The 12306-nt window shown below is 49.6% G+C and carries 12 protein-coding genes; 5 read left to right on the top strand and 7 right to left on the bottom strand.

The window, feature by feature from the left end; genetic code table 11:
• The first annotated feature begins 80 nt into the window (after positions 1-80).
• Entirely contained in the window at positions 81-1043 is a 963-nt protein-coding gene (eutB, locus tag B5066_RS03475) for a hydroxyectoine utilization dehydratase EutB (protein ID WP_079474567.1), read from the top strand.
• Positions 1044-1061: 18 nt separating this feature from the next.
• On the opposite strand, the gene B5066_RS03470 is transcribed toward eutB, so the two are convergent.
• Entirely contained in the window at positions 1062-1649 is a 588-nt protein-coding gene (locus tag B5066_RS03470; protein WP_079474566.1) for a hypothetical protein, read from the bottom strand.
• A 168-nt stretch (positions 1650-1817) separates the two neighbouring features.
• On the opposite strand from B5066_RS03470, the gene B5066_RS03465 reads away from it, so the two are divergent.
• Entirely contained in the window at positions 1818-3029 is a 1212-nt protein-coding gene (locus tag B5066_RS03465) for a cytochrome P450 family protein (protein ID WP_079474565.1), read from the top strand.
• Positions 3030-3085: 56 nt separating this feature from the next.
• On the opposite strand, the gene speB is transcribed toward B5066_RS03465, so the two are convergent.
• The 6 genes from speB to B5066_RS03435 form a co-directional block, all read right to left on the bottom strand.
• Complete coding sequence (gene speB, locus B5066_RS03460; RefSeq protein ID WP_079474564.1) at positions 3086-3961, bottom strand: agmatinase; 876 nt, start codon at positions 3959-3961, stop codon at positions 3086-3088.
• Positions 3962-3963: 2 nt separating this feature from the next.
• Positions 3964-4803 (bottom strand): polyamine aminopropyltransferase, encoded by an 840-nt coding sequence (gene speE / locus B5066_RS03455; protein ID WP_079474563.1) that lies wholly within the window; start codon positions 4801-4803, stop codon positions 3964-3966.
• A gap of 60 nt (positions 4804-4863) precedes the next feature.
• Positions 4864-5412 (bottom strand): YwhD family protein, encoded by a 549-nt coding sequence (locus tag B5066_RS03450; RefSeq protein WP_079474562.1) that lies wholly within the window; start codon positions 5410-5412, stop codon positions 4864-4866.
• 52 nt (positions 5413-5464) lie between these two features.
• Positions 5465-5968, bottom strand: a complete 504-nt coding sequence (locus B5066_RS03445; protein ID WP_079474561.1) for a YwgA family protein — start codon at positions 5966-5968, stop codon at positions 5465-5467.
• A 71-nt stretch (positions 5969-6039) separates the two neighbouring features.
• Entirely contained in the window at positions 6040-7353 is a 1314-nt protein-coding gene (locus B5066_RS03440; RefSeq protein WP_079475048.1) for an HD domain-containing protein, read from the bottom strand.
• Positions 7354-7499: 146 nt separating this feature from the next.
• The gene (locus B5066_RS03435) at positions 7500-8744 is read right to left on the bottom strand and encodes a dicarboxylate/amino acid:cation symporter (RefSeq protein WP_079474560.1); all 1245 of its coding nucleotides are present in this window, start codon (positions 8742-8744) and stop codon (positions 7500-7502) included.
• A gap of 238 nt (positions 8745-8982) precedes the next feature.
• On the opposite strand from B5066_RS03435, the gene B5066_RS03430 reads away from it, so the two are divergent.
• The 3 genes from B5066_RS03430 to B5066_RS03420 all read left to right on the top strand — a co-directional run bounded on the left by B5066_RS03430 (position 8983) and on the right by B5066_RS03420 (position 12281).
• Complete coding sequence (locus tag B5066_RS03430) at positions 8983-9825, top strand: lipoate--protein ligase family protein (protein ID WP_079474559.1); 843 nt, start codon at positions 8983-8985, stop codon at positions 9823-9825.
• 133 nt (positions 9826-9958) lie between these two features.
• Complete coding sequence (locus tag B5066_RS03425; protein ID WP_079474558.1) at positions 9959-11305, top strand: sugar porter family MFS transporter; 1347 nt, start codon at positions 9959-9961, stop codon at positions 11303-11305.
• A gap of 109 nt (positions 11306-11414) precedes the next feature.
• Positions 11415-12281 carry an MBL fold metallo-hydrolase gene (locus tag B5066_RS03420; RefSeq protein ID WP_079474557.1) on the top strand — a complete coding sequence of 289 codons (867 nt, stop codon included), beginning with the start codon at positions 11415-11417 and terminating at the stop codon, positions 12279-12281.
• The last annotated feature ends 25 nt before the right edge of the window (positions 12282-12306 follow it).

The following is a 12306-nucleotide window of genomic DNA, read 5'->3' as shown; positions in this document are numbered from 1 at the left end:
CCAGAGCATATTGTTTTCGCTTCTCCGCTTATGTTTAAATAAGTATAATTATTATTTTTGCTGCAGCAGGAGATGATTCTATGTTAACACTTCAGCACGCTTGGGAAGCAAGACAGCGTCTACGTCCGGTACTTCCCGAAACACCGCTTCTTTTTTCACAGCCGCTGACAAAGATTACAGGCCAGCCCGTCTATTTAAAACTTGAACAAATGCACGTGACAGGCTCCTTTAAGCTCCGGGGGGCAACTAACATGATTCGCTCCCTGCCTGCAGATCAACGTGCCCAGGGCGTGGTTACGTTTTCCACCGGTAATCACGGCTTCGCGGTGGCCACCGCAGCCGCCGCTCTCGGCATCCGCGCTGTCGTATGTGTTTCAGAAAACGTGCCGGCAAATAAAATTGAGGCCCTCAAAGCAAGCGGCGCTGAGCTGCATGTAGAAGGCAGCGGCCAGGACGAAGCGGGAGAAGTCAGTGCCCGCCTCGTGGAGGAGGAAGGACTGACTCTTATCCCCCCTTTTGACCACCCTTCCGTCATTGCCGGACAGGCAACGATGGGACTCGAAATCATCGAACACCTGCCCTCCGTGAAGCACGTGCTCACCGGGCTGTCCGGCGGCGGCCTGCTTTCCGGCCTTGGGCTTGCCTTAAAGGAACAAATCTCTGATCTTGAGCTTGTCGGTTTGTCTCTCCGGGAAGGGGCTGCTATGGATGAGAGCCTGAACATCGGCAAGCCGACCTTGGTGCCGGAGGCCCCTACCCTTGCCGACAGTCTGCTTGGAGGCATTGGCTTGGAAAACCAGTATACTTTTTCCATGGTTCAGCACTATGCTGACCAGCGTCTCCGGCTGCATGAAGACACGATCGCCCGGGGCATGGGATTTTTATATGATAAGCATAAAATGGTCGTCGAAGGCGCAGCTGCCGTTGGTGCTGGCGCTCTTTTAGACGGGCTCGTAACCGTTAACGGTCCCGCCGTCCTTATCATTTCCGGCAGCAGTATAGATGTGCACACACACCGCGAAGCCGTTGCTCCGTACATTTAAACAGGCTGCTGACTGCGGTTATATTTTCTTTTCTTCCCGCTGGCGTGACCGGTACGGAGACAAAGAAAGCAGATCCATTGTATCCTGTTTTTTTGTTTTCTCCCATTCCTTCCGGCGCTGCCCGAACCATTTACGGTAATTTTTGTTTCCCATCTGCTTTTTCAAAAAGGAAAGGCTTTGAAGCGGCCCCTCTTCGGTGCTCAGCGCTGTCAGCTGCAGCTGGAATGCCTCTTCCTTCTGCAGCCATGCGTTCATCTGCCGGGGGGACATCAATACGTACGGCACCCTTCCTTCGTATAGACGGCGGTAAAGCAGCAGCCGGTAGTCCGCCCGGATGAGCCGGTCGGCGTCCTCTTTCTGCTCACGGAATTTTTCCGGAAAACGGCGCGTGATTGCTTTTGCTTCCCGTTCCTCCGCCTCAGCCCGCTGTTCAATATAAAGGGGCGCATCAGCCACATAGAATGCACGGCTTCGATAGCTTTTGAAAAACGGAAGCTCCCGTTCATAAGCAATGTAGCCATGTTTATCTTTTTCTAAATCATCGTTGCGGTATAGCCGGCGGCATTCGAGTTCATTCCATTTACGCTTCCATTCATGATAGATCATAATTTGCTCTACCTCCGCAAGGGATGGATTTTCCTACATTCTAATTGTTTCTTCTTCAAACAACAATGATGACGCTTTCGAAAAAACGGGAATAACATTAACCTGTCCCCGTCTCTTTAAATGCGCGGATGCTTTCTTGTCAAGCCTACTATAAAGGAGCCGATTACAATGAATAATGAGTTCAACAGCAAAGATGCCGGCTTGTTCACCCACGCCTTTAACCAGAACCCGTACCCTGCCTTTCAATCTCTCCGCCAGCATGACCCGGTACACCAGGCCTTAATGCCCGATGGCCATTACGCATGGATCATCACCCGGTACGAAGATGCTGTTGCTGTTCTAAAAGACACACGTTTCATTAAGGATTTCACTGTTTTTTTAAATGAAGCAGAACGCGCTGAAGCACAGAAAAATATTTTTTCGCAAAATATGCTTTTTGCGGACCCGCCGGATCATAAAAGACTGCGCGGACTCGTTCAGCAGGCATTTACACCAAAAATGATCGAAGAGCTCCGGGGCAGGATTACAGAAATTGCAAATGAACTGATTGATGATATGCAGGGCCGCTCCCAAATCGATATTATCGACGATTTTGCTTTTCCGCTTCCGATCATTGTTATTTGCGAAATGCTTGGCGTGCCAAGCGAGGACAGAGATAAATTCCGGACCTGGTCCAACACTCTCGTCGAAGCGTCCAACGACCCGGGAAAGGCTGAAAAAATTCAGCAGCATACGGAGGAATTCACTTCCTATCTTAGGGAATGGATAGCCACCAGACGGGAACACCCGGAGGATGACATGGTCAGTAAACTCATCCAGGCAGAGGAAGCAGGCGACCGTCTTTCCGAGCAGGAGCTTTACGGCGTCGTTTCGCTGTTAATTATCGCCGGGCATGAAACAACGGTAAACCTCATTTCAAATGGCCTATTTGCTTTAATGACGCATCCGGAGCAGATGCGCACGTTACGGCAGCAGCCCGGGCTCATCCGCCCGGCCATTGAAGAAATGCTCCGTTTCGAGGGGCCTGTTGAATTCAGCACCGACCGCTGGGCCGCTGAAACCGTAGAAATCCAGGGAAAGACAATCCAGAAAGGGGACCACGTGCTTGTCGCTCTCGATGCAGCCAATCGCGATCCCGAAGCATTTGAGGATCCGGACGTTTTCGACATTACCCGCGGCCAAAGCAAACATCTTGCTTTTGGTAAAGGCATGCATTTCTGTCTCGGGGCCCCGCTTGCCAGAGTTGAAACGGAAGTCGCTGTAAATACGCTGCTCGAACGCTTTCCTGAACTCCAGCTGGATACGTCTTCTGCTGAACTGGAGTGGCGCCCCGGCATACTCATGCGCGGCCTCACGGAGCTTCCCGTTCGTCTGGCATAAATAAAAGTCCGGCAGGCCTCGTAGGGGCTTGCCGGACTTTCTAATGGCCAGAACTTCTATTTTGTCCAGCCAAGAAGCATTTCCCGAATGCATTTTCCGGCCACAATTGCGGTCTGGTCGCCGCTATCGTAAGGCGGGGAAATTTCTACAATATCGGCCCCGACCACATGAACTCCGGAAGCAGCAATTGCATGAATGGCCTCCAGCAGTTCTTTTGACGTAATGCCGCCAGCTTCTGCCGTCCCCGTGCCCGGAGCATGCGCCGGGTCTAATACATCAATGTCAATCGATACATACACCGAGCGGCCCTGCAGTTCTTGCAAGTCCCGCTTTAGCGGCTCTGCTACTTCAAACGGAGAGAAATGCATGCCGGATGTGCGGGCATAATCAAACTCTTCTTTTTCCCCGGAGCGCACTCCGTAGGAGTACACGTTTTCCGGCCCTATTTTTTCACAGATTTTCCGCACCGGGGTGGCGTGGGACAGCGGCTCTCCTTCATAGTCTTCCCGAAGGTCTGTATGCGCATCAATATGGATGAAAGCAACGGACGGATCATGTACACAAGCCGCCTGCATAACCGGCCAGGTAACCAGGTGTTCGCCGCCTATGCCAAGAGGGAATTTGCCATCTGCAAAGAAACGGCCTGCCGTTTCTTTAATAATCTCTATACTTTTGGCCGGATTCCCGAATGGAAGCATCATGTCTCCTGCATCGTGATACGAATAATTTTCCAGATGCTTATCCAGATAAGGACTGTACTCTTCAAGGCCAATAGAGGTCTCCCGGATCCGGTTCGGGCCAAAACGGGAGCCCGGCCGAAAGCTGACCGTCCAGTCCATTGGCATACCGTACAGCACTACGCTGCTATCCTCATAGGAAGCAGAGCTCCCGATAAACACCTTTCCAGTATAAGCCGGATCAAAGGCGTCCATCATTACCCCTCCTTCCGTTCAAGGCCACGCTGCACAAAAGCCGGCAGCGCAAATGCTGCTTCGTGTATATCCGCCGTATAGTAGTGAGTATCCAGCTCTTCAGCCCGGCGCCGGTGCACCTCTTTGGGCTTGTACTGCTTTGAACCGATGGTAAACGTCCACAGGCCGCTCGGATACGTCGGAATGTTGGCGGTATACACGTCGGTATGAGGAAATATTTCTTTTACGTCGTTATACACCGTCCGAAGCAGGTCCGCGTGGAACCACGGATTGTCCGTCTGGGCGACAAAGATGCCGTCGTCTTTTAGTGCCCGGTGAATTCCTTCATAAAAACCTTTTTCAAACAGCTTCACGGCCGGACCCACCGGTTCTGTGGAGTCTACCATAATCACATCATACGCTGATTCACTTTCTGCGATATGCATAAATCCGTCGGCCACCTGCACGTCCACCCGTGGATCCTCAAGCGCCCCGGCGATGGCAGGTAGATATTTTTTTGAATACTTCACCACCTGGCCGTCAATTTCCACCAGCGTAGCTGCTTCTACCGAGGGATGCTTCAGCACTTCCCGGATAACGCCGCCGTCGCCACCGCCGACAACTAGCACATGCTTTGGCTCCGGATGTGCCGCAAGCGGCACGTGGGCCATCATTTCATGATAAACGAACTCATCCTTTTCTGTTGTCATGACCATGCCATCGAGCAGCAGCATGTTTCCAAACTCTGCTGTTTCCACTACATCGAGCTGCTGGAAATCGGTCTGCTCAGAATGCAGTGTTTTCGTAATACGGGCCGTAATGCCGAAGTGCTCCGTTTGTTTTTCCGTAAACCACATTTCCATGAACGTTCCTCCTCTTTTCACAGACGAAACGTGCGGGAAACATTCCCGCACGCCCAGTTTTTATTGCTCCGCCGCTCCGCGGAAAGCCTCATACAGCTCTTCTGTCGAATTGTCCCACATGTTCCGGTTAAATGCTTTTAGATATTCCTGCAGGATGTAGCGGGAATGCTCATCCATATGCGCGATCGCTATGCGTCCTTTGATTGCTTTATCCAAGTTGTTTACATGCTCCGGCATACTTTTGTATGCACGGCGGGCTTTTTTATCTACGAGCATCTCGCAGGCGCCGAGGCCGGCATAATATGGGCCATTTTCACCATGCTCTGTGGACACCCATACGAGCCAGTACAATTTGCCGTCCGGCACGTTGCTTTTATCCGGCCCGAATTTCACCCGCTTTTCCGGTTCGGATCTGGCGTGCAGCGCTCCCATATCAATGAAAGCCGCATCTTCCGCTGGATCGATAAAGACGGGGGTCACATTATCGAGGCTGAGGGCGCCGGCATTAAAGCCGCCGTCCCCTTTAGTGGCGTCCCCGCTTAAAATATTAAACTGGCTGCCGCGTTTCTTTTCAGCGCCCTTATTATTATCTTTACTGAATTCACTCATTCGTAAAAAGCTCCTCCTTTAATCGTTCCTTATCCTTATCGTACCTGTTTTCTTACTGATTCTGCAACGATTCAATATATTCCCAGCCCTCTTTGAATTCTTCGGGGCGGTAATTCTGGCTTTTTTTCAGCTCGGCCACCCGGGTTTCCACTGCTTCATTGGGCAGGTGATCAAAATAAAGCATCGTGGAAACGAGCTCTAAAAATCGGGCACTCTGGTTATTCAGGCTCTGCAGTACAGGCTTTGCCCGCTCGGCCGGCCAATCGAGCGGAAACTTTTCCAAAAAAGAAGCCCCGTCTTCTGAAAGCTCGTACCGGTACTGATAGTAGCCGGCTTTTGTCTCTTTGCACTCTGTAATAAGGCCAAGGCCGCACAGCTCTTCGAGACGCAGCGTCAGCTCCTCTGAATAAGGCCCGTACATGCGGAACGTATATTTTTCCTGGAAGGGAAGGTTCAGCTTTTTTCCAATGTACACGATTTTTTGGAGTTTTTTTCGTCCAATAACTTCTTCGGTATCTTCAAGCAGGGCCATGATTTTGGCATGATCCGGTAACATAATGTGCTGCACCCCTCTCTTTCTGTTGATTCTGTATGTATCTTCCGGCTTCAACCGGAAGGACGGCGCGGTTAACGTTCCACTTTCCCTAATTTCAGATGAAGGATGTCCTTAATCTGCTGCTTTGTATCTTCTTGGCCGGGCTCCTCAAGAACTTCTGAAGGGTAGTATAACTTGTGATCGGTTCGTTTTTTACCTGAAATTGCTTCTACTACATCCGATTCTCTCGACAATTCGCGAAGGCGGCGGTCCGGCATTAAAAGATGAATCGGCACCCGGTCCTCTTCCTCACCAGGGCGGTAGAAATCATAAGGCAGGTCTGAAGAAGAATCGACGACCAGATAATAGGCAGGATCCACCCCGAGATCTGCAAACAGCTGCTGCAGGCGCAGCCATTCGTTCATCATAAAATGCTGGTCAAATTCCACATATTTAAACAGCCGCCTGTTCATGAAGCGACGGCACAAATCCTGCAAAATCGCATCTTCTTCCTTTTGCCACATTAAGAAATAGTACATCGCAACCGACTCGTCGAGGTCCAGGTAATCTTCGAGCGTAATGGCCCCGCGGAAAAAGCTTTCAAAGTGGTGCGGAGGATATTTGAATGGGTACTCCTCGTTTTTAAGGTCTTTGACGCGCTGCAGGATTTTGGTCAGTATTACTTCTGCGCTCCGCGTCACCGGATGAAAATATACCTGCCAGTACATTTGATACCGACTCATAATGTAATCCTCCACCGCATGCATGCCGGTCGCCTTAATTACCACCTGGTCTTCTGTCGGTCTCATGACCCGGAGTATGCGCTCCATATCAAAATGACCGTAGCTGACCCCGGTGTAAAAGGCATCCCGCTGCAGATAATCCATCCGGTCGGCATCAATTTGGCTGCTGATCATGCTGACAATCAATTTATTCGGATGGGTTTTTTCGATCACATCTGCAACCTGTTGGGGAAAATCCTCTCCCATCCGCCGAAGAACGGTATTTACTTCTGTATCCCCTAAAATGATATGGCGCGTCCATTCTTCATGATCTGTGTTGAACACTTTTTCAAACGAATGGGAAAACGGACCGTGACCGATATCATGTAGGAGCGCCGCACTCAGGCAAAGCAGTCCCTCATTCCCATTCCAATGCGGACGGCCTTCAAATACTTCGATAATTCTACGCATTATTTCATACACGCCCAGGGAATGATTAAAGCGGGTATGCTCCGCTCCGTGAAATGTCAGAAACGTCGTTCCGAGCTGGCGTACACGGCGCAGCCGCTGGAATTCTTTTGTCCCAACCAGATCCCAAATAAGCTCATCACTAATATGAATGTAGCGGTGGACCGGATCCTTAAACACTTTTTCTTCTGGAAGCTTCTTGTTTCCAACCGGCATGGTCATTGCGTTCCTTTCCGTTTCTGTTTCAGCGGGCCCGCTGATCGTGTATCTAATACTATTATTATAGCAATTTCTTTCCTGGCTTAGCAAAAAAAGCAGCCATAACAAATACCGGCAGCATATGCCGCCGGTACTTGTTAAAATCATTCCGCTCCAATGTGTTCAATGTCTTCTCCCCGTTTCCGCTTCTCCGAACGGTCGATGACAAACGCACATACGGCGTCGCCTGTTACGTTCAGGGAAGTCCGGAGCATATCAAGAAGACGGTCAATACCGATAATCAGGGCAATACCTTCGACTGGCAGCCCCACCTGGGTAAGCACGAGTGAAAGCATGATCAGTCCTACGCCCGGCACGCCGGCAGTACCGATGCTTGCCAGTGTTGCCGTCAGAATAATCACAATTACCTGGGTAAAGGAAAGTTCGATGCTGTACGCCTGCGAAATAAATACTGCCGCCACGGACTGCATAATGCCGGTACCGTCCATATTAATCGTCGAGCCAAGCGGCTGAACAAAGCTTGATACCGGCTTGCTTACCTTCAGCCGTTCCTGGGCCATCCTCATCGAAATCGGCAGCGTCCCACTCGAACTCGATAAACTGAAAGCCACAGCCATCGCCGGGAAGAATTCTCTAAAGAAAGTGAGCGGATTGCCCTTGCCAAGCAAAGAGATAGCAAGAGTGTAAACTACAGCTGCCTGGAGCACGAGAGCAAGAATAACTGCAAGACCATACATTAGAATGGACTGGAGGCCTCCCAGTCCCGCTTCGCCAATTGCAGAAGCAATTAAGGCAAAGGCGCCAAACGGAGCTGTGTACATAACAATTGTAACCAAAAACATAAGAATGTCGTTTAATTGTTCGAAGAATTTTGTCACCATCGATACCTTACTTCCAAGCATGGCAAGGGAAATACCAACAAAGATACCAAAGGCAATAATCTGCAGCATGTTCGCTTCTGCCATCGCCTGTACCGGATTGTCCGGAATAATGCCAAGCAGGGTGTCAGTAATGGAAGGCGCTTCTTCTGCGTTATAGCTGGCGTTTTGAATATCAAAGTCTCCGCCGGCCCCCGGCTGAAGCACATAAGCAACAATAACACCGATGGTCAGGGCAATCGCGGTCGTCACAAGGTAAAACGCAATCGTCTTGCCTCCAATCCGCCCTAGATCTCTTGGGTTCAAAGCCGCTGCCCCGAGTGTAATCGAAACGAACACAATCGGTACTACGAGCATCGTAATTAAATTAAGGAAAATTTCGCCGATAGGATATAGCACATATGTATCCAACGGATTGTACACGCTGTCCGGACCAAAGCTTAGAATGATCCCTGCAATCACACCTGCGACGAGCGCGATTAAAATCCAAATCGTTAATTTTTTGTTCATGACCAGGTCCCCCTCTTCAAATATAAATATTATGAATATTCTCTCTATGTTGTTTTTGGGCCCCTCCACTAAAAACTCTTTCAGGCAGATACCGTAATTATACTGTTCATTATCCCATTTGGAAAGGAAAAATCCTGGTTTCTTCTATTATTTAGCAGTATGTAATACCTTACATAGAAATAGCAGTGTTATAATAAAACCGATCAAAATGAAAATGAATAGAATCGGGGTACATAAAATGGAAATGAGAGATATTTTTACAGGGAAGAGGTGGCGGTGGATCGACCATTCCACTACAGGATTAAGTATGGATCCATTGCAATCTTTTGCCTTTGATGATAATTTTTGTGTGAGTCTTGGAGAGGGTTCTTCCCCTTCTGTTATGCGTGCCTGGGTGCATGCCCCCACTGTTGTCCTGGGTATTCAGGATACCCGGCTGCCGGCTGCGGCCGACGGGCTTGAATATCTCCGGGAGCAGGGATACGAAGTGATTGTACGCAATTCGGGAGGCCTTGCTGTCGTGCTTGATGAAGGAATTTATAATCTATCCCTTATTTTTAAAGAGGAACGCGGGTCTTCTATCCATGCCGGCTATGAATGGATGTGGGCATTTATGCAGGAGGTATTTGCTGACAGTCCGGGCTATATTGATGCCTATGAGATCGTCGGCTCGTACTGTCCAGGGTCTTATGATTTAAGCATCGGCGGAAAAAAATTTGCAGGCATTTCGCAGCGCCGTATCCGGGGAGGTGTAGCGGTGCAGATTTATTTGGCGGTTACCCGGAGCGGAGCTGCCCGTGCAGAGGTTTTACGGGAATTCTACGAGCGGGCTGCTAGTGCTCAGCCAGATATAAAGATCACCTGGCCAGCCGTTGACCCTTCTGTAATGACTTCTCTTGAAGAGCTGTACGGTACTGCTTTTTCCATTCAGGATATCAACAGGCGGATGCAGCAGACAGCAGAGCGCCTGGGGGCTTCTGTGTACGAAGATCAGCTTACAGAAGACGAACAGGCCCGCTTCAATCACTATTACGAGCGGGTGCTTGCAAGAAACAAAAAAGCGACCCAGCCACGCTCATAAGAAAACCTTATACAGCCTAAAACACAAGTTGTTTGTGGCTGTTTTCTTATGAATTTATTGAATGGAAATGTTTGGGCCCCCCTTAAACGTGGAAGAATTCTGTCAGGACAAAAAAATTAAAGGTGGGTGTATTATGTCTAACGGCTTAAGCAAAGGCTGGATATACTTTTTTGGAGCCCTGGGTGGTTTGCTGTACGGTTATGAAACCGGTGTTATATCCGGCGCTTTGCTTTTCATTAATCAGGACATTCCTCTATCGAACTTTCTGCAGGGCGTCGTCGTCAGCTCTCTACTGGCCGGTGCTATTGTAGGGGCCGGTTTGAGTGGCTATGTCTCGGATAAGTTCGGGCGAAGACGGGTTGTATTTGTAATAGCACTTGTATACTTAATTGGTTCATTGACTCTTGCCTTTTCTCCAAACGCTGGTGTACTTATTACCGGGCGTATTATTCTCGGCCTGGCAGTCGGCGGCTCCACTGCGCTGGTACCTGTTTACTTGTCAGAAATGGCTCCAACAAGTCAGCGCGGGGCCCTCGCGTCTTTAAACCAGCTCATGATCACGCTTGGTATTCTGCTTGCGTACATCGTGAACTATGCCTTTACTCCAATCGAAGGATGGCGCTGGATGGTTGGGCTCGCAGCTGTGCCTGCGATTCTGCTTATGATCGGCGTGCTCTTCATGCCGGAAAGCCCGCGTTGGCTGATTAAGCGGGACCGCGAACAAGAAGCCCGAAACGTCATGGGCATGACGCGCGATCAGTCGGAAATTGAAGATGAAATGAAACAAATGAAGGAAATTGAAAACATTGAAGAAGGCACCGGCGACCTTCTGAAAGCAAAATGGCTGCGGCCAATGCTTGTGGTTGGCTGTCTGCTCGCTGCCTTTCAACAGTTGATTGGGATTAACTCCGTCATTTACTATGCGCCGACCATTTTTACAGAAGCAGGACTCGGCAATGCCGCATCCATTCTTGGAACAGTCGGCATCGGTACAGTAAACGTACTGATGACGCTCGTAGCAATCGCAACAATCGACAAGCTCGGCCGGAAAAAGCTGCTTTTGATCGGTAACGTTGGCATGGTCAGCAGTCTTGCCATATTATCCATCACCTTATTCAGCGTCGAACTGACTACTTTCGTTGCCTGGCTGATTGTGGTCTTCCTTGGCGTGTTTATCATGTTTTTCTCCGCCACATGGGGACCGGTTGTATGGGTGATGCTTCCAGAACTGTTTCCAATGAAGGCACGCGGAGCGGCGACTGGTATCACGACACTAGTGCTGTCGCTTGCTAACTTGATTGTTTCCTTAACTTTCCCGATTCTATTAGGTGCTATAGGTATCAATTGGGTTTTCGTTATCTTCGCTTTTATGGGCGTTCTTGCTTTCTTATTCGTACTGCGGTTTATTCCAGAAACCAAAGGACGCAGCCTCGAAGATATCGAACAAGATCTTCGCGGAGGAGCTTCCTCCAAAGCGTGATCACCTTTGTAGACGGATGCTCATGTGGGCATCCGTCTTTTTTGTGGTTTTAATTATACAGGGCACGGAAATACGTATCATACATACTCATTTCTAAAGGAGGAGCATGATGAGCGAAGAAACGAACGAAAAGCTTTATAATCCAATGGCAGACAAATATCTGCCGATGACATCGGTGAAGAGTGGCAAAGAGCACACTGTGGCTCCGGGGGTTCATGCTTATACAAATAAAATTGTTAATATCTGCACCGTGGAGCAGCATAACAATAACAACAACTGGGTGCTGATTGATACGGGTATGCCTAAATCTTCAGAAAAAGTTATTCAGGCAGTCGAAGACTTATACGGAACAAACAATAAACCAAACGCTATCATTCTAACCCACGGCCATTTTGACCATGTGGGCACCGTGGTGGAGCTCGTTAAAAAATGGGATGTCCCCGTTTACGCCCACCCGGAAGAAATGCCTTATCTGACCGGACAGAAAGCATATCCAAAAGCGGACAGCTCTGTAGACCGCGGACTCGTTGCGAAAATGTCGCCAAGGTTTCCAATTGAACCAATCGATTTAGGAGACGTTGTGCAGCCTCTCCCATCCGATGGTTCCGTCCCATATTTGAATGAATGGAAATGGCTGCACACACCTGGGCACACGCCGGGGCATATTTCATTATTCCGGGAAGAAGACCGGACGCTTATTGCCGGTGACGCTTTTGTTACCGTAAAACAAGAGTCTCTTTCCCGCGTAACAACGCAGAAGCTTGAAATCCACGGCCCGCCAAAATATTTAACGATGGACTGGAGTGCAGCTAAAAAGTCTGTCGAGAAGTTAAACCAGCTCGAGCCGGCAGCTGCCGTTACGGGCCACGGCATGCCAATTCGCGGCAACGCGCTAAGCGATGGACTTCAAAAGCTTGCAGATGACTTTGATAACCTCGCCGTACCGGAAACACAGACGCACGACACCCGGCAATAGCACAAAAAAGCCTTCCGGAGAAAAC

Source organism: Marinococcus halophilus (assembly GCF_900166605.1).
GTDB classification, from domain to species: Bacteria; Bacillota; Bacilli; order Bacillales; family Marinococcaceae; genus Marinococcus; species Marinococcus halophilus.
This window is presented reverse-complemented; position numbering and strand designations above follow the sequence as displayed.

Coding starts and splice junctions, on each gene's coding strand:
- B5066_RS03445 (WP_079474561.1), bottom strand. CDS start 5,968: ATGTTACCGGATCATGCCAAAATCATGGCCCTGCTTGAAGATACCGAA.
- speB (WP_079474564.1), bottom strand. CDS start 3,961: ATGGACGCCTTTGATCCGGCTTATACTGGAAAGGTGTTTATCGGGAGC.
- eutB (WP_079474567.1), top strand. CDS start 81: ATGTTAACACTTCAGCACGCTTGGGAAGCAAGACAGCGTCTACGTCCG.
- B5066_RS03435 (WP_079474560.1), bottom strand. CDS start 8,744: ATGAACAAAAAATTAACGATTTGGATTTTAATCGCGCTCGTCGCAGGT.
- B5066_RS03450 (WP_079474562.1), bottom strand. CDS start 5,412: ATGAGTGAATTCAGTAAAGATAATAATAAGGGCGCTGAAAAGAAACGC.
- B5066_RS03425 (WP_079474558.1), top strand. CDS start 9,959: ATGTCTAACGGCTTAAGCAAAGGCTGGATATACTTTTTTGGAGCCCTG.
- B5066_RS03470 (WP_079474566.1), bottom strand. CDS start 1,649: ATGATCTATCATGAATGGAAGCGTAAATGGAATGAACTCGAATGCCGC.
- B5066_RS03440 (WP_079475048.1), bottom strand. CDS start 7,353: ATGCCGGTTGGAAACAAGAAGCTTCCAGAAGAAAAAGTGTTTAAGGAT.
- B5066_RS03430 (WP_079474559.1), top strand. CDS start 8,983: ATGGAAATGAGAGATATTTTTACAGGGAAGAGGTGGCGGTGGATCGAC.
- B5066_RS03420 (WP_079474557.1), top strand. CDS start 11,415: ATGAGCGAAGAAACGAACGAAAAGCTTTATAATCCAATGGCAGACAAA.
- B5066_RS03465 (WP_079474565.1), top strand. CDS start 1,818: ATGAATAATGAGTTCAACAGCAAAGATGCCGGCTTGTTCACCCACGCC.
- speE (WP_079474563.1), bottom strand. CDS start 4,803: ATGGAAATGTGGTTTACGGAAAAACAAACGGAGCACTTCGGCATTACG.